This window comes from Pantoea sp. X-Soil-TKNS-1280 (genome assembly GCF_059730475.1).
Genome location: NZ_AP035962.1, coordinates 4,047,190 through 4,068,155, shown reverse-complemented (window position 1 = coordinate 4,068,155; position 20,966 = coordinate 4,047,190). Strand labels below are relative to the sequence as shown.

Sequence of the window (20,966 nt, the reverse complement as noted above, 5' to 3'; positions counted from 1 at the left end):
CAGGGGAAAGGGCGCAAAGATTGCGCCTATGATTGTAATAGCATTGAATCGAATCCATTTTCACGGAAGCAAGCATGCAACTGACTTTTCTGGGTACTGGCGCAGGCGCGCCCAGCCTGCAACGTAATGTCACCGCCATTGCGCTGACGTTGTCCAAACGCGGTGAAACCTGGCTGTTTGATTGTGGTGAAGCGACGCAGCACCAATACATGCGTTCAGATCTCAAGCCGGGCAAGCTGGAGAAAATCTTTATCACCCATCTGCACGGCGACCATATCTTTGGCCTGCCGGGGCTGTTAACCAGCCGCTCGATGGCGGGACTCAAAGAACCGCTCACCCTTTATGGCCCGCCGGGTATTCGCCAGTTTATTGAAACGGCACTCAGCCTGAGTGGTTCCTATACCAGCTTTCCCCTGGAGATTGTGGAGATCGGTGCAGGGCTGGTGTTTGACGATGGTGCGTTTCGCGTCACCGCCTGGCCGATGAATCACGTCGTTGAATGCTACGGTTACCGGATTGAGCAGCATGATAAACCCGGCTTCCTCGATGCTCCGCGTCTGAAGGCCGAAGGGGTACCGCGTGGTCCCTGGTATCAGCAGCTGAAGCTGGGCGAGCGCATCCGGCTGGAAGATGGGCGCGAAATTGATGGTGCGGAGTATCTCGGTCCACCGACCAAAGGCAAGGTGCTGGCGATTTTTGGCGATACCGGACCGACGGAGGTGGCGTTGCAACTGGCGGCTGATGCGGACGTGATGGTGCACGAAACCACGCTGGAGGCGGCGCTGGAGGAGAAAGCCAACAGCCGCGGCCATTCCACTACGATTCAGACGGCGCAGGTGGCAAAACAGGCCGGAGCGAAAAGGCTGATCGCCACCCATTTCAGTTCACGTTATTTGTCGCAGGATCGGGAGAGATTGCTGGCGGAGTGCCAGTCCGTCTTTCCGCAGACGGTACTGGCACATGATTTCGCGGTGTTCGACGTTTAGCGTACCTTATTCCGGCGTAATCCACTCCACGCGGGTGTGCCCGGTGCCTGCGGGCACCAACTTCTGATGCAGCCACGGCAGCAGTTCTTTCATCTGCTGCTCCAGCTTCCACGGCGGGTTAATCACGATCATGCCAGAGGCGGTCATGCCGCGTTGATCGCTGTCCGGGCGCACCGCCAGCTCAATCTGCAAAATGTTGCGAATGCCGGTGGCCTGCAAATCTTTGGTCATATGTTTGATTTGCTGACGCAGCACCACCGGATACCACAAGGCGTAGATACCGGTGCCGAAGCGTTTGTGGCCTTCCTGAATCCCTTTCACTACCGCCTGGTAGTCACTTTTCAGCTCATACGGCGGATCGATCAGAATCAGACCACGGCGCGTGGGCGGTGGCAGCTTCGATTTCAGCTGTTGATAACCGTCCGCACGTTCGACGCGGGCGCGGCTGTCTTTGCTAAACTCGTTGCGCAGCAGCGGGTAATCGCTGGAGTGCAGCTCAGTCAGCTGCAATTTATCGTCCTGGCGCAGCAGATGGCGGGCAATCAGCGGCGAACCGGGATAGTAACGCAGCGTGCCGTTAGGGTTCAGGTTACGAATCGCGGAGAAATAAGGCTTCAGCAATTCCGGTACGTCGGGCTGCTGCCAGATGCGCGCGATGCCTTCCAGATATTCACCGGTACGCTCGGCGTGCTCACCGCTCAGCTGGTAACGTCCGGCACCGGCGTGGGTATCCAGATAGAGGAAAGGCTTCTCCTTCTCCATCAGGGCAGTCAGGATCAGGCTCTCAACGGTGTGTTTGAGCACGTCGGCATGGTTGCCGGCATGAAAACTGTGGCGATAACTCAGCATAAAAAAGAGGGGTCCGCGGTTGGATCAAAGAAGTCAGAACATCGTGTCTGGCGCGATTATAGCCGCGCTGGATAAAAATTGCTGGCGTTTCGGCGTCAGGCAGTGCCTTCGTGGCATTGATTTTCCGCCGATCAGGCCGCATGTTAATACGATTGCGTTGCGCGACCTGCTCGCGCCCCACACCCCAATGAAAGGACTGCGCTTATGACCAATCCGTTACTCACGCCTTATACGCTACCGCCATTCTCCGCCATCAAACCCGAACATGTGGTTCCCGCTGTCACCGCAGCGCTGGACGACTGCCGTGCGGCGGTGGAACGCGTAGTGGCACAGGGCGCGCCTTATAGCTGGGACAATCTGGTGCAGCCGCTGGCTGAAGTTGACGACCGTCTGGGTCGTATTTTCTCGCCGGTCAGCCATCTGAATTCGGTAAAAAACAGCCCGGAACTGCGTGAAGCCTACGAGCAGACGCTGCCGCTGCTGTCTGAGTACAGCACCTGGGTCGGCCAGCATGAAGGGTTGTATCAGGCTTACGTCAACCTGAAGCAGGGCGATAACTATGCTGCGCTGGATATCGCGCAGAAAAAAGTGGTGGATAACAGCCTGCGTGATTTCGAGCTGTCCGGTATCGGCCTCGATAAAGAAAAACAGAAACGCTACGGCGCCATTGCGGCGCGCCTGTCTGAACTTGGGTCAACCTATAGCAACAACGTGCTCGATGCCACCATGGGCTGGAGCAAGCTGATTACCGACGAAGCGGAACTGGCGGGGATGCCGGAAAGTGCGCTGGCGGCGGCCAAAGCCCAGGCGGAAGCCAAAGAGCAGCAAGGCTGGCTGCTGACGCTGGATATCCCGAGCTATCTGCCGGTGATGACTTACTGCGACAACGCTGCGCTGCGTGAAGAGTTGTACCGCGCATACTCCACCCGTGCTTCCGAGCAAGGCCCGAATGCCGGTAAATGGGACAACGGCCCGGTGATGGCCGAGGAACTGGCGCTGCGTCACGAACTGGCTCAACTGCTGGGCTTCGACTCCTTCGCGGACAAATCGCTGGCAACCAAAATGGCGGAAAGCCCGTCTCAGGTGATCGACTTCCTGACTGACCTGGCAAAACGCGCTCGCCCGCAGGGTGAAAAAGAACTGGCCCAGCTGCGTGCCTTCGCTAAAAAAGAGTTTGGCGTTGACGAAATGAACCCGTGGGACCTGACGTACTACGGTGAAAAACAGAAACAGCATCTGTACACCATCAGCGATGAGCAGCTGCGTCCGTACTTCCCGGAAGAGCGTGCGGTGAGCGGCCTGTTTGAGGTGGTGAAACGCATCTACGGTATCAGCGCGAAAGAGCGCAAAGATGTGGATGTTTACCACCCGGATGTGCGTTTCTTCGACCTGTTCGATGAAAGCGGCGAACTGCGCGGCAGCTTCTATCTTGACCTGTATGCCCGCGAACACAAACGCGGTGGTGCCTGGATGGACGACTGTGTCGGCCAGATGCGCAAAGCCGATGGCAGCCTGCAAAAACCAGTGGCGTATCTCACCTGTAACTTCAACCGTCCGGTGCAGGGCAAACCGGCGCTGTTCACCCATGATGAAGTGATCACCCTGTTCCATGAGTTCGGCCACGGTCTGCATCATATGCTGACGCGTATCGAAACCCCGGGCGTGTCCGGTATCAGCGGTGTGCCGTGGGATGCGGTGGAGCTGCCGAGCCAGTTTATGGAGAACTGGTGCTGGGAGCCGGAGGCGCTGGCGTTTATCTCCGGTCATTATGAAACCGGCGAACCGCTGCCGAAAGAACTGCTGGATAAAATGCTGGCGGCGAAAAACTATCAGGCAGCGCTGTTTATCCTGCGTCAGCTGGAGTTCGGCCTGTTCGATTTCCGTCTGCATACCGAGTTCAATCCTGAACAGGGCGCAAAAATCCTCGAAACCCTGCGCGAAGTGAAAAAGCAGGTTGCCGTGGTGCCCAGCCCGGAATGGGGCCGTTTCCCGCACGCCTTCAGCCACGTATTTGCTGGCGGCTATGCCGCAGGTTATTACAGCTATCTGTGGGCCGACGTGCTGGCTGCTGATGCTTACTCGCGCTTCGAAGAAGAGGGTATCTTCAACCGTGAAACCGGTCAGTCGTTCCTCGACAATATCCTGACGCGTGGCGGTTCCGAGGAGCCGATGGAGCTGTTCAAACGCTTCCGTGGCCGTGAACCGCAGCTGGATGCGATGCTGGAACATTACGGGATTCAGGGATAAACCGGCCTGTGAAAATCGGTTTAGTTGACGAAACAGGCACCGGAGACGGTGCCTTATCACTTCTGGCGCAACGCTGGGGGCTGGAACAGGACGAAGATTCCGGGCTTGCGCTGGTGCTGACGGCCAGCCATCTTGAGCTGCGTAAACGCGATGAGCCAAAACTGGGCGGCATTTTTGTCGATTTCGTTTCTGGCGCGATGGCACATCGCCGTCGCTTTGGCGGTGGACGTGGCGAGGCGGTGGCGAAAGCGGTGGGCATCAAGGGCGATTACCTGCCGGATGTGGTCGATGCCACCGCAGGCTTAGGGCGCGATGCTTTCGTGCTGGCGGCACTGGGGTGTCGGGTGCGCATGCTGGAGCGTCATCCGGTGGTGGCGGCGTTACTGGAAGATGGCTTGCGCCGTGGCTATGACGACCCTGAGATCGGCGGCTGGCTGCGTGAGCGATTGACGTTGCTGCATGTGGTGAGCCAGCAGGCACTGAGCGAGATTACACCTGCGCCTGATGTGGTGTATCTCGACCCGATGTATCCACACCGGCAGAAAAGCGCCATGGTGAAAAAGGAGATGCGGGTGTTTCAGTCGCTGGTCGGGGCGGATGAGGATGCGGATGCGTTGCTGGAACCGGCGCGCCGTCTGGCGAAGAAACGTATTGTGGTGAAGCGTCCGGATTACGCACCGCCGTTAGCGGGCGTGGTGACGCAGTCAGCAGTGGTCACCAAAAGCCATCGTTTTGATATCTATCCACCGCTTGGTTGATGCCTGTAGATTCCGTAGCGGCGCGATTTATCGCGCAATCCTGTGCGTGATGCGGGAAAACCCGCGCGATAAATCGCGCCGCTACAACAAATCAGGCCGGTTTCCCGGCCTGATTTGTTATTCGTCGTCATCATGCAGCGGCACAATCAACATATCGATATGTACCGTATTAATCAGCTGACGCGCTGACGACATCAGTTTGCTCCAGAAGTCCTGATGGTGGCCGCAGACCACCAAATCCACGTCATATTTTCTAATCGCATCCACCAGCACCTGGCCGAGATCGCCGCTACCGCTCAGGGTTTCACTGATGGGATAACCGGCGTTGGTCGAAAGCTCTTTCAGCGCGGTATGCGTCTCTTCAGAGATACGTTTCTGCATATCCCCCAGATTGACGTCAATCAGCCCGGTGTAGAGGTCTGAATAGTTCACATCAACGTGGATAAGGGAGATTTTCGCCTCGTAAGGACGAGCCAGTGAGACCGCTTTATCAACCAGCAACTGGCTTTCCGGGGAAAGGTCTACTGCAATCAGGATGTGTTTATAAGCCATGATATAACTCCTTTCACAAGATTCTGGGGGCAACCCGAATTCCTGCCACGTCACGGCTGGCGAAATCCTTTGCGCATAACGGCGATAAGCGCCACCCATCGAGATTTATGCCCTGCAGGCGGTTTATTGTTATGGTTTCAGTATAGCCAGAGTTGTTAACAAATGCTGCAAGGCGCGGTGCGCCTGTGAGACAGATCAAGTGTTATCTCTTTTTTCTCTCGCTGTGAACGAAAATCATCGCTGGAAAAATTTTTACCAGATCTCCTACACTGAAAATGGCGGTCACATTGCTACTGGTACGGACCGCTCGGCTCGCAAAACAACAATGCAATTCGATTCATTCAGTGGAAGGCTTTCTCGTGGGGCGTTGTCAGCGTTACCCCGCTGTGCGCGTCTCCGCGGCTCCAGCCGGGAGGGGATCATGATCAGCACTATCGCGCTTTTTTGGGCTCTGTGTGTGGTTTGTCTGGTGAATATGGCGCGCTACTTCTCTTCTCTGCGCTCGTTACTGGCGGTGCTACGCGGTTGCGACCCGCTGCTGTATCAATATGTGGATGGTGCCGGTTTCTTTACTTCGCACGGCCAGCCCAGCAAACAGGTGCGCCTGGTGCGCTATATCTGGGAGAAACGTTATCGTGATCATCATGACGATGAATTTATCCGGCGCTGTGAACGGGTGCGTGGGCAATTTATCCTGACCAGCGGTTTGTGTGGTTTGGTGGTGGTCAGCCTGATCGCGATGGCTCTCTGGCAATAAAAAAGGGCGACATTGCTGTCGCCCTTCAAGGGTCTGGCCCGGCGTGCTTACACCAGTTTCAGGGCAATCCAGTACAGTGAACCGGAAAGCAGAATACACACTGGCAGGGTGAACACCCACGCCATCGCGATATTCTTAATGGTGCGGCTTTGCAGGCCACCACCATCAACCAGCATGGTTCCGGCTACTGACGACGACAAAATATGCGTCGTGGAGACCGGCATCCCGGTGTAGCTGGCAATGCCGATGGAGACGGCGGCCGTGACCTGCGCCGACATGCCTTGTGCATAGGTCATGCCTTTTTTACCAATTTTCTCACCGATGGTGGTGGCAACACGACGCCAGCCAATCATGGTGCCGATACCCAGTGCCATCGCCACGGCCATGATGATCCAGATCGGAGCATACTCGACCGTGCCCAGCAGGTCACCTTTCAGCTTGTTCAGGAAACGCTGATCGTCAGCACTGGTTTCCGGCAGCTTCGCGGCTTTATCGGCGGTATCGGAGATACACAGCAGCAGGCGGCGCATCTGGCTGCGCTGGTCAACCGTCAGCTGATCGTAGCTTTGCAGGTTGTTGAGCAAACCCTGTGCACGCTGAATGGCTGGCAGCGCACGGGTACTGTCGCAGTGAAACTCATGCGGCCCACTGGTGGTTTCTTCTGGCGCAGGCACAGCCGGTGGCGCCATCTGCACGATGTGCGTCAGCGCGTTGTTGTGCTGCTGATAAAACTGCTCCAGATGATTTACCGCATCACGCGTACGGGAAATGTCATAACCGGACGCATTGATGTTCACCACAAAACCCGCAGGCGCGACGCCAATCAGCACCAGCATGATCAGGCCAATGCCTTTCTGACCGTCGTTCGCGCCGTGTGAATAGCTCACGCCAATGGCGGAGACAATCAGGGCGATACGGGTCCAGAACGGCGGCTTTTTCTTGCCGTCGATTTTCTCGCGTTCCGCCGGTGTCATATGGGTGCGTGAGCGTTTTTTGGTCCCGCTCCAGTAGCGCCGTAACAGGAAAATCAGGCTACCGGCAATCACCATACCGACAATCGGCGACAGGATCAGAGAAAGGAAGATGTTGAGAACTTTAGGCAGGTTGAGCGCGTCAACTACCGAAGTCCCGGTCATCAGGGCATTGGTGAGACCAATACCAATAATGGCACCAATCAGGGTGTGGGAGCTGGACGCCGGCAGACCCAGATACCAGGTGCCGAGGTTCCAGATAATCGCAGCCAGCAGCATGGAGAACACCATAGCGAGGCCGTGAGCTGAACCAACATTTAATAGCAGATCGGTGGGGAGCATATGAACGATGGCATAAGCCACACTCAATCCGCCCAGCAAAACACCTAAGAAGTTGAAAACACCTGCCATCACAACCGCCAGCTGCGCCCGCATCGCACGGGTGTAGATAACTGTCGCGACTGCGTTGGCTGTGTCGTGGAAGCCATTGATTGCTTCATAAAACAATACAAACAGCAGAGCAAGAACTAATAACAGGCCGGTACTCAGGTCAAGACCAGCAAACAGATGTAGCATAAACGTTACGCCATTTAGGAGGACATGAACGCGGCGCATTATCCGCGACAACATGCTGTATGGGAAAGGGAAATATAGCCTTTTTTTGACTTAAAGTTGTAATCTGCACGGTAATTCAGGGGAAAAAGGTTGAAATATTAGTCAGTTACAATATGACATATTTACGGCAATTTTTTGACACTGGCGCCCCTGAGTCCAGATCACTACAATCAGCGCCTTTCGGGTGAAATGGGTAAAAGCAGTGGAAAAGTTTGACGTTATCATTATTGGTGCAGGTGCTGCCGGCATGTTCTGTGCTGCGCAGGCCGGTCAGCGTGGCCGCCGTGTGCTGCTGCTCGATAACGGCAAAAAAGCCGGGCGCAAGATTCTGATGTCGGGTGGCGGACGCTGTAATTTCACCAATATGTACACTGAACCCGCAGCTTACCTGTCGCACAACCCCCATTTCTGCAAATCCGCGCTGGCACGTTATACCCAGTGGGATTTTATCGATCTGGTCAATCGTCATGCTATCGCTTACCACGAGAAAACCCTCGGCCAGCTGTTCTGCGACGATTCCGCACAGCAGATTGTCGATATGCTGCTGGCAGAATGTGAGGCCGGGCAGGTGACGCTGCGGCTGCGCAGCGAAGTGTTGAGCGTGCAGCGTGACGAGCAGGGTTACACCTTGCAGCTGAACGGCATGGCCGTGCAGGCGGAAAAGCTGGTTATCGCCAGTGGGGGGTTGTCGATGCCCGGGCTGGGTGCCTCGCCCTTTGGTTATAAAGTGGCGGAACAGTTTGGCCTGAAGGTGTTCCCGACGCGTGCAGCGCTGGTGCCCTTTACCCTGCATAAGCCGCTGCTGGAGCAGCTGAATACGCTGTCTGGCGTGGCCTTACCCACCACCATCACCGCGCAGGATGGCACCGTCTTTAAAGAGGCGATGCTATTCACCCATCGCGGGCTGTCCGGTCCGGCGGTGTTGCAGATTTCCAGTTACTGGCAACCGGGCGAATTTGTCACGGTGGATCTCTCTCCCGCCACGCCGCTGGATGATTTCATTAATGTGCAGCGCGACGCGCATCCGAATCTCAGCCTGAAGAACAGTCTGGCGAAAATCCTGCCGAAGCGCCTGGTGGAAGTGTTGCAGGTGCTGAACCAGCTACCTGATGTCACGCTGAAGCAACTCAACAGTAAGCAGCAGAACGAGCTGGTGCAAACGCTGCATCAGTGGCGCGTGCAGCCAAACGGCACTGAAGGCTACCGCACCGCAGAAGTGACGCTGGGCGGTGTGGATACCACCCTGTTATCGTCAAAAACCATGGAAGCACGCGATGTGCCCGGCTTGTATTTTATTGGCGAGGTGGTGGACGTCACCGGCTGGCTGGGGGGATATAACTTCCAGTGGGCGTGGAGTTCCGCCTGGGCATGCGCGCAGGCGTTGTAACATCGGCATAATCCGAGCGTAAAAGGCAGATTATTTTTTTAATGCCGCGAGTTTCATCCCACGCTTCAGCGACATACCGTAACCCGCCAGGGCGCAGGCGGCGATAAACCACGGAATCATCTTCACCACGCTGGAATCGCTGCCGCTCAGTGATTGCAGGTTATTCACCACCAGGATGATGGTGATGGTCATGCAGATGATCGACAGCAGCGGTGCCCAGAATACCTGCAAGCGGCTGTCATCGGTGGCTTTGCTGCGGAAGAACAGCACCACCGCAGCGGACACCCCGAGTTGCAGAATCAGGATGCACAGGGTTGCGACCGCAGAACCGATGGCAAAGATATGTACCATCGGGTCCAGCCCGGCGCTGCCCATACCGGCCAGCAACATCAGCAGGATCACGCTGTGTACATGACTGGCATTATGCGGTGTGCCGTTGGTCGGATGGGTGCGGCATAACTCCTTCCAGATCAGGCCATCGCGGCTGATGCTAAAGATGTAGCGTGAAATGTTGTTGTGAAATGCCAGCGTAGCCGCGAACAGGCTGGTGATCAGCAGCACCGACATGGTATTCACCGCCCACTGGCCGACATACTGGCGGGTAATGTTGAAAACAAAATTGCCGGGATCTTTACTGGCGATGGCGACGATCTCATCAAAACCATAGGCCTGCACCAGCGACCAGCTGGTAAAGCAGAAAAAGGCGGTGATCAGCAGCAGCGCGCAAATCGTGGCGCGTGGCACGGTTTTCTGCGGGTCGCGGCACTCTTCGGCGTAGATCGCGGTCGATTCAAAACCGATAAACGCGGCGATGGTGAAGATAAAAGCGATACCGAGATTACCCTGCATAAACACCGAGGGTTCAAATGACTGGAAGGTGAAGGGACCGGTTTTTTTCACCAGCAACATCACATCGGTCAGCAGCACGATGGCGACTTCAGCCAGCATCAGCACGCCCAGTAGCTTGCCGCCCACCTCCACCCGCTTGATGCCCAGTATCCAGGCAATGATGGCAAACAACATACTCAGCGCCCACCAGGGAACGTGCATACCGAGGTGTTCCTCAAGGAACAGCTGGGTGAAGAAACCCAGCATGGCAACAATGGCGATCTGGATGGAGAAGTAGGCCATCAGGGCCAGCACCGAGGCGGAGGCCCCCCAGTTATCCCCCAACCCTTTGGAGATATAGGTGTAGAACGCCCCGGCATTGTTGACGTGGCGGCTCATGGCGATGAAGCCCACCGCGAACAGCATCAAAATGACGCACGACAGGATGTAAAACACCGGGATGCCGCCGCCGTTGCCGGAGATAATCGCCACCGGCAGGCCGCCGACCACCCCGGTCAGCGGGGATGCCGCAGCAACCACAAAAAAGACCAGAGAAAACAAGCCCAACGTATTTTTGCGTAAACCGGTATCGTTGTTCATCGCCAGCGCCTCTATGAAGAGAGTGAAATTTCTCAGGCGTTCTGCGTCGCCTGAGGCAGGTAACTTCGCTGCATCATTTCTTAGTGACGACGACGGCGGATAGAAAAAATCGGACAGAGCCACGGTGCAGAGCTGCACCGTTTTAGTGCTCAGTGATAGCGCAGACGATGGAACAACGCATCATGGGCAATGCGCCGTTGATAGTCGCACGGCGTGGTGCTGACGAACTTTTTAAACTCGCGCAGGAAGTGCGACTGGTCGCTAAATCCAAGGTCAAATGCCAGATCGCTAAAGGAAATATCCCCCAGCGCATGGATGCTATTCAGCGCCGACTGACAGCGCAGAATGCGGCTAAAGGCCTTCGGCGACAAACCGGTATCCTGGCGGAACTGCCGCTGAATGGTGCGGCAGGTGTAACCGGTCAGCGCTTCCAGTTGATCAACGCGAATATTGCCCTTTTGCTGCTGCATCGCACGGATAATCGATGCCGTTACCGATGAGGCTTTGCGCACCAGCCGTGGCGTGAAGTGGGCGTTAAATAACGAAATTTGCTGTGAAAAGCTGTGGCTTTGCACAATTTGTTCAAACGCCAGTCGGGCATCAGGTACCACATCAAGAAAGCTGAATTCATGGTCGGGGATCTCCTCTGCCATCACGTCAAGAAAATCGGGGATAACGCCCGGCGCGAACCGCACGCCGAAATAATGATGGTTATGCAGCATGTCGGCACCGCGCGCTTCCAGCGTGGTGCCGCACACGCGACCTTTGGGGTTGAGCGGATCGCAATCAAACACAATATCCACGCAGCCATCCGGGACAGCCAGCGTCATATCCGCCGATTGCGCCACGTCGAAGCTGTAAAAGTGTGAAATCGCCGGGTTTTCTGAGGCGATGACCGAGTAATGTTGCGCGGCATTCAGCACAAACCACGGCTGTTCCGGATGAAAGCGGCCGCCATGACGATAAAAGGGATTCTCAGACATCGCGCGCTCCGCTACAGGCTGAACAGGGATAAACCGATCATGCAAGCCCTGTGCCACGCGGATGTCGCAAATATTCAATACAGCCCACTCGTCGTCACGTATTCCTAAAGGCATCCACCTGCACGCCGGACGCGCTGCGTCGGCGGGAATACGTAATAAGACTGAAAAGGGCGTACACCATGACTGATTCAACCCGGATTGATTTTATCTACCTGTCGGAGCAGGACATGATCCGCGCAGGCGTTACCGACATGCCCGCCTGCGTGAACACCATGGAGGAGATGTTCGGCCTGTTGTATCGGGGGGACTACCGCATGGCCGGTGCCAATAACGATTCACACGGCGCGATGGTCACCTTCCCGGAAAATTCACCGTTCCCCACCATGCCAAAACCGACCGCCGATCGTCGCCTGATGGCGATGCCAGCTTATCTCGGCGGCAACTTTGGCACCGCAGGGGTGAAATGGTATGGCTCGAATATTGCCAACCGCGAAAAAGGGCTGCCGCGTTCCATTCTGATGTTCACCCTCAACGATGCCGATACCGGCGCACCGCTGGCGCATATGTCCGCCAACCTGCTGTCGGCTTACCGCACCGGCGCGGTGCCGGGCGTGGGGGCGCGTCATCTGGCGCGTAAAGATTCCCGCGTGATTGGCCTGTTGGGGCCGGGCGTGATGGGCAAAACGGCGGTGGCGGCGTTTATCGCCGTGTGCCCGCACATCGATACCATCAAAGTGAAAGGGCGTGGTCAGCGTAGCCTGGATAACTTCATCACCTGGGTGCAGGAAACTTATCCGCAAATCAAACACATCGAAATCGTCGAGTCGCTGGAAGCGGTAGTACGCGATTCCGATATCGTGACCTATTGCAGTTCCGGTGAAGTGGGCGACCCCGACAGCTATCCGCTGGTGAGGCGTGAATGGGTCAAGCCGGGCACCTTCCTGGCGATGCCTGCGCTGTGCAACATCGACGCCGGTATGGAACGGGCCGACGTGCGCAAAGTGCTGGATAACACCGGCCTTTATCACGCGTGGTTTGAGGAAGTCCCCAAGCCCGCACACAAAACCATCCCGGTTATCGGCGTGCGTTTTATGGACATGATCGCCGAAGGCAAGCTGGCAGCTGAGCAGCTGGAAGACATCGGCAAAATCGTCGCCGGTGATGCTCCTGGCCGCCAGAACGATGAGGAGATCATCATCATGTCAGTCGGCGGTATGCCGGTGGAAGACGTTGCCTGGGGCACGGTGGTGTATCGCAACGCTATCGAAAAAGGCATCGGCGTGAAATTAAACCTGTGGGAAACCCCGGTACTGAGCTAATCAAGGAAACCAGCATGACCAACATCATTAAAGTGAAAACCGGTTCGAAATTTGAAGAGATGGGCAGCTATTCGCGCATTGTCGCGGTGGATAACTGGATTTATGTCTCCAACACCGCGGGCCGTCATCCGGTCAGTAAAGAAATTCCAGCGGACGTCACTGAACAGACTTTGCAGGTGTTCGCCAATATTGAGGCGGCACTGGCCGCGATAGATGCCTCGCTCAGAGACGTGGTGTTCTCGCGGGTGTTTATTCAGAACCCGGACGATGTCGCGACGGTGATGGACATCATTGGCGATAAGTTTCGCGGTATCAATCCGGCGACCACGGTCACTTGCCCGCCGCTGGGTTCCACGGTGTATAAGGTCGAGCTGGAAGTCACGGCGTATCGTGGGGCCGCTCAGGCCGAGGTGCAGGAAATCACCGTTGCGCTGTAAGGCGTAGCAGGAGGCACGTTATGTCACCGGAAATTACCCCCGTCACCACATCCACCGATTTTCCCTCCGCCACTACGGTGGTGATTATTGGTGGTGGCATTGTTGGGTTGACCGCAGCACTGACACTGGCGGAACGCAATATTCCGGTGGTGGTGCTGGAGAAAGGCCGCATCGCGGCGGAGCAGTCGTCGCGTAATCTGGGCTGGATCCGCAAAACCAGCCGTGCCGCCGATGATATCCCGCTGGCACAGGCTGCCGATCGTCTGTGGTCCGGGATGGCGGAACGCGTCGGCAGTGACGTGGGTTATCGCCAGGCGGGCATTATGTTTATTGCCCGCAACGAGGCACAGATGGCCCTGCATGAAAGCTGGCTGAAGGCGGTGCAGCCGCTGGATCTGGATGCGAAGCTACTCAGCCCTGCGGACATTGCGGTCCGGGTGCCGGGTGGACAGGGGCGCTGGGCAGGGGGGATTTTTACCGCTTCCGATGGTCGCGCCGAACCGACGCTGGCAGCCAGCGCCATTGCCAAAGCTGCGATCGCCAGAGGCGCGATTATTGTGGAGCAATGCGCGGTGCGCACGCTGGAGACCAGCGACGGGAAGGTCAGCGGCGTGATTACCGAACGCGGTGAAATTCGTTGCGATCAGGTGCTGCTGGCAGCGGGAGCCTGGTCACGCCGTTTTCTCGGCAATCTCGGTATTGCGTTGCCCACCTTGCCGCTGATCTGCTCGGTGCTGCGGACAAAGCCGTTGGAAGGACCTAGCAATATTGCCGTAGGTGCGCCGGATTTTTCGTTCCGTAAGCATAAAGATGGCGGGTTTATTATTACTCAGCGCGGGGCGCTGGATGCGCCATTAACGATCGACCATTTGCTGCTGGGGGCACGTTATCTGCCGCAGCTGCGCCATGCGCGTGACAATCTGCGTATCTCGCTCGGCAAATATTTCGTCAAAGACCTGGCGCTGGCCCGGCGCTGGCGGGGGGACCGCCGCACGCCATTCGAACGTATTCGTACTCTCGATCCGGCAGCCAATCCGGCGCTGAATCAGGAAGCGATGCGTAACCTGCGCGCGGCATGGCCGGTGTTTGAGCAAGCGGAGCTGGCGCAGGCGTGGGCCGGGGTGATTGACGTCACGCCGGATTCCAACCCGGTGATCGGCCCGGTGGCGGCGATGCCAGGCCTGACGCTGGCGACCGGTTTTTCCGGCCACGGTTTCGGCACGTCACCGGCTGCCGGGCAACTGGCTGCCGATCTGGTTTCCGGCCATACACCGCTGATCGACCCGACTCCGTATCGGTTTGAGCGATTCTGATGCAGGCGGCGCGAGCAATCGCGCCGTTACTTCATATAACTGCGCACCACCGCGATAATCTCTTCCATATCGCTTGCGCGCTCCTGCTCGCTGGCATTCGGGTTCATCAGATGCTCGCGGATATGGCCTTCCAGCAATTCACTCATCAGCCCGTTAATCGCGCCGCGTACCGCTGCTACCTGCTGCAATATCTTCAGACATTCTTCTTCGGCGATCAGCGCCTTTTCCAGCGATTCGGCCTGGCCTTTGATGCGACGCACGCGCGCCAGCAATTTCTTTTGATCTTTATGGGTGTGTGACATAGCGTGAAGTCCGTTGATCGATACAATACTGGGGTATAGTATATTTGGGTTGTCCGGCAATTGCATCTGCTGTGCCGTTTTTTAATTCAATGAGAAAAATCATGACCGATTTTGCTGCACTGCTGAGTCAGGGTACGTCCAGTGCCTGGCTGTTTATCCCCAGCGCCATCTTACTGGGTGCGTTACACGGGCTGGAACCGGGTCATTCCAAAACCATGATGGCGGCGTTTATCGTGGCGATTCGTGGCACGGTAAAGCAGGCGGTGATGCTGGGACTGGCCGCCACCTTGTCGCACACGTTGATTGTCTGGCTGATCGCCCTCGGGGGCATGTACGTCAGCCGTAAACTGACCGCCGATACCGCAGAGCCGTGGTTCCAGCTGATTTCTGCCGTCATCATCCTCGCTACCGCGTTGTGGATGATCTGGCGCACCTGGCAAAGCGAGCAGCAACGTAAGCAACATCAGCAGACAGAACGCCCTGATGCTCAGGTGATCGATACCGGTCACGGCCATATCGAACTGGCATTGCATCAGGGGCACTGGCAACTGCGCACGCTGGATGGCGCCGCGTGGCAGGCCAATGAGGTGAGTATTGCTACCCGGCGGGGGATGGGGTTCTCGCAAATATTCACCTTCGCCGCTCAGGATGGCGTGCTGCAATCCACGCTGGCGGTGCCGCAACCACACACCTTTAATGCGCGTCTGTCGCTCGGCCATCGCGGCCACTCGCATGATTATGACGTTGCGTGGCAGCAGGGGGAGGTGCAGCGTCGGCCTGGCGAAAATGATGGCGGTTTTCAGGATGCACATGAGCGCGCCCATGCCAGTGATATCAAAAAACGCTTTGCCAGCCGTGAAGTGACCAATGGACAGATCATTTTGTTTGGCTTAACCGGTGGGCTGATTCCCTGTCCGGCGGCGATCACTGTGCTACTGCTATGCATCCAGGTGAAAGCTTTTAGCCTGGGGGCCGCGCTGGTGCTGTGCTTCAGTATCGGGCTGGCAATGACGCTGGTCGGTGTGGGGGCTGCCGCCGCGCTAAGTGTACAAAAAGCGACTCAGCGCTGGCAGGGGCTGGATACGCTGGCACGTCGCGCGCCCTGGTTTTCCGGCACCCTGATTGCACTGGTGGCGATTTATATGGGCTATCACGGGCTGAGTGGCATCCTGCGCTGAGCCGCGACGCCGCGAATCTGGTAAGATCGCGGCGTTTTTCTTCCATCTGGTAATTATCCCCATGTTAAAACTCAAATTTCTCCTGCCGCTGCTGATTGTGATCAGTGCCTTAGTCTGGTGGCTCACCCCCCATTACAGCGATGAAGATAAAGCGTATTACATCGCCATGTTCTGTACGTTAACCCATGATGGGCGCGGCAACACGCCGCAGGATATGCAGCAAATCATTGAAGGCAGCAATTCCGATTACGCCTTGCAGAAAATCCACTTCCAGCGAGGTCTGGGTGAGCATCTGCAAACGGTGTGGCAGGATCTGTCACCGGAACAGCAGCAGCAGGCACATCAGGATCGCAACAGCTGTCTTCGTCTGATGTCAGAAAAATTGTTACCAGGTCAGGAGTTGCAGAACTAATTGCAGCAGGCCAGTCGATACTGGCCTGTTATTTAAATAACGTCGCTCAATATCAGGTAAAAACGAAATATTAAGTCTGGCTGATTTGAACTCAAAATGATCAATGTTCGATGGCGATAAATCAGACAATGGTTTCAGAAAATTACCACGACAATTGAAGAGGACGAAATGATGAAAAAATTAATTCTGTCTGCGTTGCTGTTGGGTGCGAGCGTTCCGGTACTGGCTGCCAATAATATTTCTGCCCAGGAAGCTGACCATTTTAAGCTTGAATCGCTGGGGAATATTAGCGTGTCCGATACCGGCGGCGCGATTAGCTCACCGATGGATCTGCACCAGCGCTTGTCTGAGATGGCTGATGCGAAAGGCGGAAAATATTATGTGGTGGAAGCCGCCCGCCAGCATGGCAATAATTTTGACGCTGTCGCCCAGGTGTATAAATAATTAACAGGCCCCGGAAGGGGCTTTTTTTTATGTCTCTATTCGGACGAAAAAAAAGCGCGATTATCGCGCTTTTTCTTATACCATCGCACAGCTAATGCGGGCGGGGAATTTGCCGGGAGTGGCGGCTGGGGGGCGCACCTCCTTCATGCATTCGCTGGTGACCAGACCTTCCTGACGGCAAAGTGCGCAGGGATCATCACTGGCTGCCAGCTGGTGCTTTCTCTCGCCGCTTAATTGTTGTTTACGGCAATAAAGCGGTGTGCATCCCATCATCTGTTTAAAAGAGCGGGTGAAGGACTGCTGGCTTTCAAAATGGTATTTTACGGCCAGGCTGATAATAGTTGCATCACTATTTTTCAGCTCAACAACACAGGCCGCCAGTTTCTTTTTGCGAATATAACGTGCCAGGGTTTCATTGTGGCAGCGAGCGAAAAGTTTCTGTAAATACCATTTTGAATACCCGGACTTTTGCGCAATATCATCAATGCTCAAACGCTGATCTAAATTATTTTCAATCCAGTGAGTTACTGAGTCGATTACACCCTCATTGTACTTTCTCTCTTGCATATAGCACCTCCAGTTCAGTGAGCACAGTGTAATTTAACTTATCTTTCTGTGTGCCTTGTTACGTAAAGATTTATCAGGAAATCGGTTTTTATTTTTCCGCTATCAGATCATTCCCGTAATTCGTGAGAATTGACTGTGAGATGTTGTTTATTTGTTGAGGATATAGAGGGCACAGCACATCAATACGCGGTTGCGCGTAACATGTCACACTCGACGCTTTGTCCTGATTCGGAGATGTTCTGATGGCGTTACGTTTTCCCGGGAAGTCTTCATTGGCGATACTGCTCGCCTCCATGGCGTTGATGAGCAGTGCATCGGCGCTGGCAGCTAATGTCTATGGTGAGCAGCTGGAAGGCTTCCAGTATCCTTATCCGTTACAGCATTTTGCTTTCTCCTCCCAGCAGCAGCCGCTCAGCATGGGGTATATGGATGTCAAACCCGCACAGCATGCCAACGGCCAGACAGTGGTGCTAATGCATGGCAAAAATTTCTGCGGTGCCACCTGGGAAGACACCATCAAGGCATTGAGCCAGCAGGGATACCGGGTTGTAGCACCGGATCAGATTGGTTTCTGTAGTTCCAGCAAACCGGCCAATTATCAGTACAGTTTCCAGCAGCTGGCGCAGAATACCCATCAGCTGCTGCAACAGCTTGGAATAGAAAAGGCGGTGATTGTTGGTCACTCCACCGGGGGTATGCTGGCGACGCGTTATGCGTTGATGTACCCGCAGCAGACGCAAAAACTGGTGCTGGTGAACCCGATTGGCCTGGAAGACTGGAAAGCGAAAGGCGCACCGTGGCGCTCGGTGGATCAGTGGTATCAGCGCGAGCTGAAGCTGAATGCCGCAGGGATCAAAAAGTATGAGCAGCAGACCTATTATGTTGGTCAGTGGAAGCCGGAATATGACAAATGGGTGGATATGTTGGCCGGTCTGAATAGCGGACCGGGTCATAACCGGGTGGCGTGGAACTCGGCGTTAATCTACGACATGATTTTTACCCAGCCGGTGTACTACGAATTTAAAGATCTGCAAGTGCCGACCACGCTGATGATTGGTACCTCCGATACGACCGCCATCGGCAGCGATATCGCCCCGCCAGCGGTCAAAGCGCAGCTGGGTCATTACAATGTGCTGGGGAAACAGGTAGCAAAACTGATCCCTGGTGCGCGTCTGATCGAGTTCCCGGGCATGGGGCATGCGCCGCAGATGGAGGAGCCGCAGAAGTTTAATCAGATTTTGATTGATGATTTGGCGCGCGGTTAAAGCAAAACGGCGCGATAAATCGCGCCGCTACCAAATAGCCAGGCGCTACCGCGCCTGTTTTTTTCCTTTCTTGGCGGCGTACATGCGCTCGTCGCTGCCTTCCAGCAATTGCTCCAGCGTCAGCGGCTGCTGGGGATCGAATTCCACGATACCGGAGGAGAAATGCAGCTGGTAGAGACGGCTCAGATCAAGCGTCTGTCGCTGTAATTGCCGGTCAAAGCGCGCCAGTACCCCTTCGGCATCCGACTGTTGCAGGCCGTTAAACAGCACCACAAACTCATCGCCTCCCAACCGGGCAAAAATATCCGCATGGCGGAAACTGACCTTCATGGCATCGGCAAAATCCATCAGTGCACGATCGCCCTGACGGTGGCCAAGGGTATCGTTGATCTCTTTAAAACGGTCGAGGTCGAGAAATGTCAGACAGGCCGGGAGTTGTTTTACCAGGCATTCATTCAGGGCCAGCTGCCCGAGCGTCATAAAACCACGACGATTGGTAATTTGCGTCAGCTCGTCTGAGGTGGCGGTCTGGAACGCAATCAGTTCGGCTTCCGCCATCGCTGCCAGATCGCGCAACGTGTGGTAATCATCGGCATCAAATGAACGGGCATGGTGATCGACGATGCACAGGGTACCCACTTTGGCCCCTGCTGGCGTGCGTAATGGGCAACCCGCGTAGAAGCGCACCGGGTTTTCACCGGTGACCAGCGGATTATCATAAAAGCGATCATCTTCCAGCGCATTCTCCACTACCATCACGTCATCCTGGAGGATGGCATGACCGCAAAAGGAGGTATTGCGCGGCGCGGTTTCCCCGGATTTACCCGCAATGGATTTGAACCACTGATGGTCCTCTTCCAGCAGGCTTACCAGTGCAACCGGCACACCAAACAGGCGGCGGGCGAGGCGGGTCAGACGGTCAAAACGCTCTTCTGCCGGGGTATGCAGAATGTTGAGCGCACGTAACTGAGCCAGACGATCTGATTCGTCTGCGGGCAGTGCAGGTGCTTTCATCGCGTTACTCTTCTTATTAGATGCAGGTGTTACAGAACTGGTGTTGTGCCAAAAGGATGGCGTTAACAATTATCAGCCGCCAGCAAAGACGGCTGATAAGCGTAACGGTGATCAGAGCATTTTTTGCTCGGCGAGATCAAGGGCAAAGTAACTGAAAATCAGATCGGCACCGGCGCGTTTAATGGCACCAAGGCTTTCCAGCACCACATTGCGTTCATCAATGGCACCGGCCTGCGCTGCGAATTTGATCATGGCGTATTCACCGCTGACCTGGTAGGCAGCCAGTGGCAGCGTGGTGCGCTCGCGGATATCGCGCAGGATATCGAGATAGGCACCTGCCGGTTTCACCATCAGGGAATCAGCCCCTTCTGCTTCGTCGATCAGCGACTCACGGATAGCTTCACGGCGATTCATCGGGTTCATCTGATAGGTTTTACGGTCACCTTTCAGCGCGGTGCCTGCGGCTTCACGGAACGGACCGTAGAATGAGGACGCGAACTTGGTGGAGTAAGACATAATCGCGGTATCGGTGAATCCGGCCGCATCGAGCGCCTGACGAATCGCTTTTACCTGGCCATCCATTGCGGCGGACGGCGCGATGAAATCGGCACCGGCCTGAGCGGCAACCACCGCCTGTTTACCGAGATTGATCAGGGTTGCGTCATTATCGACTCCGTGGTCGCACAGCACGCCGCAATGGCCGTGGCTGGTGTATTCACAGAAACAGGTATCGGACATGACGATCATTTCCGGCACGGTGTCTTTGCAGATACGCGACATACGCGCCACCAGGCCGTTTTCGTTCCACGCATCGCTGCCGGTGGCATCGGTGTGGTGCGAAATACCGAAAGTCATCACCGAACGGATACCCGCTTTGGCGATACGCTCGATTTCATACGCCAGACGCTTTTCCGGGATACGCATGACGCCCGGCATGGCGGTGATCGGTTTGTAGTCGTCCACCCCTTCTTCAACGAAAATTGGCAGTGCCAGATCGCTGAGGTTCAGGCTGGTTTCCTGGAACATTTCACGCATCGCGGCGCTTTTACGCAGCCTTCTTGGACGCTGGATAAGAGAAAAATCAGACATGCTCATTCTTACTTACAGGTGAAAAAAGTAGCGCCAGTCTACTCCTTTTTGCCGAGGTCGATGAAGGTTTGTGTGCTGCGGGGAAAATGAAAA

Annotated in this window: 21 protein-coding genes; 12 read left to right on the top strand and 9 right to left on the bottom strand. The window is 55.7% G+C overall.

Going from position 1 to position 20,966, the window contains the following annotated elements; translation table 11 throughout:
* Positions 1-74: 74 nt before the first annotated feature.
* Complete coding sequence (rnz, locus tag AC6I8X_RS18990) at positions 75-986, top strand: ribonuclease Z (protein ID WP_497840292.1); 912 nt, start codon at positions 75-77, stop codon at positions 984-986.
* Between the two features lie 6 nt (positions 987-992).
* Here the strand turns inward: rnz and AC6I8X_RS18985 are convergent, their stop codons facing one another.
* The gene (locus AC6I8X_RS18985; RefSeq protein WP_497840291.1) at positions 993-1,835 is read right to left on the bottom strand and encodes a 23S rRNA (adenine(2030)-N(6))-methyltransferase RlmJ; all 843 of its coding nucleotides are present in this window, start codon (positions 1,833-1,835) and stop codon (positions 993-995) included.
* 204 nt (positions 1,836-2,039) lie between these two features.
* Between AC6I8X_RS18985 and prlC the strand changes: the two genes are divergently transcribed.
* Together prlC and rsmJ are read left to right on the top strand one after the other, a co-directional pair.
* Positions 2,040-4,082 (top strand): oligopeptidase A, encoded by a 2,043-nt coding sequence (gene prlC / locus AC6I8X_RS18980; protein WP_299448282.1) that lies wholly within the window; start codon positions 2,040-2,042, stop codon positions 4,080-4,082.
* 8 nt (positions 4,083-4,090) lie between these two features.
* Entirely contained in the window at positions 4,091-4,840 is a 750-nt protein-coding gene (rsmJ, locus tag AC6I8X_RS18975) for a 16S rRNA (guanine(1516)-N(2))-methyltransferase RsmJ (RefSeq protein ID WP_313683691.1), read from the top strand.
* Positions 4,841-4,957: 117 nt separating this feature from the next.
* Here the strand turns inward: rsmJ and uspA are convergent, their stop codons facing one another.
* A complete protein-coding gene (gene uspA / locus AC6I8X_RS18970; RefSeq protein WP_299448277.1) occupies positions 4,958-5,392 on the bottom strand; it encodes a universal stress protein UspA in 435 nt (144 codons plus the stop codon).
* A gap of 421 nt (positions 5,393-5,813) precedes the next feature.
* Here uspA and uspB point away from each other — a divergent pair, with 421 nt between their 5' ends.
* A complete protein-coding gene (uspB, locus tag AC6I8X_RS18965) occupies positions 5,814-6,149 on the top strand; it encodes a universal stress protein UspB (RefSeq protein WP_299448275.1) in 336 nt (111 codons plus the stop codon).
* Positions 6,150-6,196: 47 nt separating this feature from the next.
* Here uspB and pitA read toward each other — a convergent pair whose 3' ends face one another.
* Positions 6,197-7,696 (bottom strand): inorganic phosphate transporter PitA, encoded by a 1,500-nt coding sequence (pitA, locus tag AC6I8X_RS18960; RefSeq protein ID WP_299448273.1) that lies wholly within the window; start codon positions 7,694-7,696, stop codon positions 6,197-6,199.
* Positions 7,697-7,937: 241 nt separating this feature from the next.
* Between pitA and AC6I8X_RS18955 the strand changes: the two genes are divergently transcribed.
* Entirely contained in the window at positions 7,938-9,122 is a 1,185-nt protein-coding gene (locus AC6I8X_RS18955; RefSeq protein ID WP_299448271.1) for a BaiN/RdsA family NAD(P)/FAD-dependent oxidoreductase, read from the top strand.
* A 30-nt stretch (positions 9,123-9,152) separates the two neighbouring features.
* Here the strand turns inward: AC6I8X_RS18955 and AC6I8X_RS18950 are convergent, their stop codons facing one another.
* Positions 9,153-10,550: an APC family permease gene (locus AC6I8X_RS18950; protein ID WP_313683694.1), complete on the bottom strand. Its 1,398-nt coding sequence runs from the start codon at positions 10,548-10,550 to the stop codon at positions 9,153-9,155.
* A 149-nt stretch (positions 10,551-10,699) separates the two neighbouring features.
* The gene (locus tag AC6I8X_RS18945; RefSeq protein WP_313683695.1) at positions 10,700-11,533 is read right to left on the bottom strand and encodes a helix-turn-helix domain-containing protein; all 834 of its coding nucleotides are present in this window, start codon (positions 11,531-11,533) and stop codon (positions 10,700-10,702) included.
* 179 nt (positions 11,534-11,712) lie between these two features.
* Here AC6I8X_RS18945 and AC6I8X_RS18940 point away from each other — a divergent pair, with 179 nt between their 5' ends.
* The 3 genes from AC6I8X_RS18940 to AC6I8X_RS18930 are packed head-to-tail and all read left to right on the top strand — an operon-like array spanning position 11,713 to position 14,602.
* Entirely contained in the window at positions 11,713-12,852 is a 1,140-nt protein-coding gene (locus AC6I8X_RS18940) for an ornithine cyclodeaminase family protein (RefSeq protein ID WP_497840290.1), read from the top strand.
* Between the two features lie 14 nt (positions 12,853-12,866).
* The gene (locus tag AC6I8X_RS18935; RefSeq protein ID WP_497840289.1) at positions 12,867-13,289 is read left to right on the top strand and encodes a Rid family hydrolase; all 423 of its coding nucleotides are present in this window, start codon (positions 12,867-12,869) and stop codon (positions 13,287-13,289) included.
* 20 nt (positions 13,290-13,309) lie between these two features.
* Entirely contained in the window at positions 13,310-14,602 is a 1,293-nt protein-coding gene (locus AC6I8X_RS18930; protein WP_497840288.1) for an NAD(P)/FAD-dependent oxidoreductase, read from the top strand.
* Between the two features lie 26 nt (positions 14,603-14,628).
* Here AC6I8X_RS18930 and AC6I8X_RS18925 read toward each other — a convergent pair whose 3' ends face one another.
* A complete protein-coding gene (locus AC6I8X_RS18925) occupies positions 14,629-14,904 on the bottom strand; it encodes a metal/formaldehyde-sensitive transcriptional repressor (protein ID WP_497840287.1) in 276 nt (91 codons plus the stop codon).
* Between the two features lie 101 nt (positions 14,905-15,005).
* Here AC6I8X_RS18925 and AC6I8X_RS18920 point away from each other — a divergent pair, with 101 nt between their 5' ends.
* The 3 genes from AC6I8X_RS18920 (at position 15,006) to AC6I8X_RS18910 (ending at position 16,938) form a co-directional block, all read left to right on the top strand.
* Positions 15,006-16,082, top strand: coding sequence for a nickel/cobalt efflux protein RcnA (locus tag AC6I8X_RS18920; protein WP_313683700.1), 1,077 nt, complete (start codon positions 15,006-15,008; stop codon positions 16,080-16,082).
* Positions 16,083-16,143: 61 nt separating this feature from the next.
* On the top strand, positions 16,144-16,494 hold the full coding sequence (locus AC6I8X_RS18915) for a hypothetical protein (protein ID WP_313683701.1): 351 nt from the start codon (positions 16,144-16,146) through the stop codon (positions 16,492-16,494).
* A 168-nt stretch (positions 16,495-16,662) separates the two neighbouring features.
* On the top strand, positions 16,663-16,938 hold the full coding sequence (locus tag AC6I8X_RS18910; RefSeq protein WP_299448254.1) for a YdgH/BhsA/McbA family protein: 276 nt from the start codon (positions 16,663-16,665) through the stop codon (positions 16,936-16,938).
* Positions 16,939-17,013: 75 nt separating this feature from the next.
* Here AC6I8X_RS18910 and AC6I8X_RS18905 read toward each other — a convergent pair whose 3' ends face one another.
* On the bottom strand, positions 17,014-17,505 hold the full coding sequence (locus tag AC6I8X_RS18905; protein WP_313683702.1) for a helix-turn-helix domain-containing protein: 492 nt from the start codon (positions 17,503-17,505) through the stop codon (positions 17,014-17,016).
* A 242-nt stretch (positions 17,506-17,747) separates the two neighbouring features.
* On the opposite strand from AC6I8X_RS18905, the gene AC6I8X_RS18900 reads away from it, so the two are divergent.
* Positions 17,748-18,770: an alpha/beta fold hydrolase gene (locus AC6I8X_RS18900; RefSeq protein WP_497840286.1), complete on the top strand. Its 1,023-nt coding sequence runs from the start codon at positions 17,748-17,750 to the stop codon at positions 18,768-18,770.
* Positions 18,771-18,815: 45 nt separating this feature from the next.
* On the opposite strand, the gene AC6I8X_RS18895 is transcribed toward AC6I8X_RS18900, so the two are convergent.
* Both AC6I8X_RS18895 and hemB read right to left on the bottom strand, forming a co-directional pair.
* A complete protein-coding gene (locus tag AC6I8X_RS18895; RefSeq protein ID WP_299448248.1) occupies positions 18,816-19,784 on the bottom strand; it encodes a GGDEF domain-containing protein in 969 nt (322 codons plus the stop codon).
* Positions 19,785-19,895: 111 nt separating this feature from the next.
* Positions 19,896-20,873 (bottom strand): porphobilinogen synthase, encoded by a 978-nt coding sequence (hemB, locus tag AC6I8X_RS18890; protein WP_299448246.1) that lies wholly within the window; start codon positions 20,871-20,873, stop codon positions 19,896-19,898.
* Positions 20,874-20,966 lie beyond the last annotated feature (93 nt).

Excerpts from the sequence above, each read along its gene's own strand:
- rnz (WP_497840292.1), top strand. The coding sequence starts at position 75 with ATGCAACTGACTTTTCTGGGTACTGGCGCAGGCGCGCCCAGCCTGCAA.
- AC6I8X_RS18985 (WP_497840291.1), bottom strand. The coding sequence starts at position 1,835 with ATGCTGAGTTATCGCCACAGTTTTCATGCCGGCAACCATGCCGACGTG.
- prlC (WP_299448282.1), top strand. The coding sequence starts at position 2,040 with ATGACCAATCCGTTACTCACGCCTTATACGCTACCGCCATTCTCCGCC.
- uspA (WP_299448277.1), bottom strand. The coding sequence starts at position 5,392 with ATGGCTTATAAACACATCCTGATTGCAGTAGACCTTTCCCCGGAAAGC.
- uspB (WP_299448275.1), top strand. The coding sequence starts at position 5,814 with ATGATCAGCACTATCGCGCTTTTTTGGGCTCTGTGTGTGGTTTGTCTG.
- pitA (WP_299448273.1), bottom strand. The coding sequence starts at position 7,696 with ATGCTACATCTGTTTGCTGGTCTTGACCTGAGTACCGGCCTGTTATTA.
- AC6I8X_RS18950 (WP_313683694.1), bottom strand. The coding sequence starts at position 10,550 with ATGAACAACGATACCGGTTTACGCAAAAATACGTTGGGCTTGTTTTCT.
- AC6I8X_RS18945 (WP_313683695.1), bottom strand. The coding sequence starts at position 11,533 with ATGTCTGAGAATCCCTTTTATCGTCATGGCGGCCGCTTTCATCCGGAA.
- AC6I8X_RS18940 (WP_497840290.1), top strand. The coding sequence starts at position 11,713 with ATGACTGATTCAACCCGGATTGATTTTATCTACCTGTCGGAGCAGGAC.
- AC6I8X_RS18935 (WP_497840289.1), top strand. The coding sequence starts at position 12,867 with ATGACCAACATCATTAAAGTGAAAACCGGTTCGAAATTTGAAGAGATG.
- AC6I8X_RS18930 (WP_497840288.1), top strand. The coding sequence starts at position 13,310 with ATGTCACCGGAAATTACCCCCGTCACCACATCCACCGATTTTCCCTCC.
- AC6I8X_RS18925 (WP_497840287.1), bottom strand. The coding sequence starts at position 14,904 with ATGTCACACACCCATAAAGATCAAAAGAAATTGCTGGCGCGCGTGCGT.
- AC6I8X_RS18920 (WP_313683700.1), top strand. The coding sequence starts at position 15,006 with ATGACCGATTTTGCTGCACTGCTGAGTCAGGGTACGTCCAGTGCCTGG.
- AC6I8X_RS18915 (WP_313683701.1), top strand. The coding sequence starts at position 16,144 with ATGTTAAAACTCAAATTTCTCCTGCCGCTGCTGATTGTGATCAGTGCC.
- AC6I8X_RS18910 (WP_299448254.1), top strand. The coding sequence starts at position 16,663 with ATGATGAAAAAATTAATTCTGTCTGCGTTGCTGTTGGGTGCGAGCGTT.
- AC6I8X_RS18905 (WP_313683702.1), bottom strand. The coding sequence starts at position 17,505 with ATGCAAGAGAGAAAGTACAATGAGGGTGTAATCGACTCAGTAACTCAC.
- AC6I8X_RS18900 (WP_497840286.1), top strand. The coding sequence starts at position 17,748 with ATGGCGTTACGTTTTCCCGGGAAGTCTTCATTGGCGATACTGCTCGCC.
- AC6I8X_RS18895 (WP_299448248.1), bottom strand. The coding sequence starts at position 19,784 with ATGAAAGCACCTGCACTGCCCGCAGACGAATCAGATCGTCTGGCTCAG.
- hemB (WP_299448246.1), bottom strand. The coding sequence starts at position 20,873 with ATGTCTGATTTTTCTCTTATCCAGCGTCCAAGAAGGCTGCGTAAAAGC.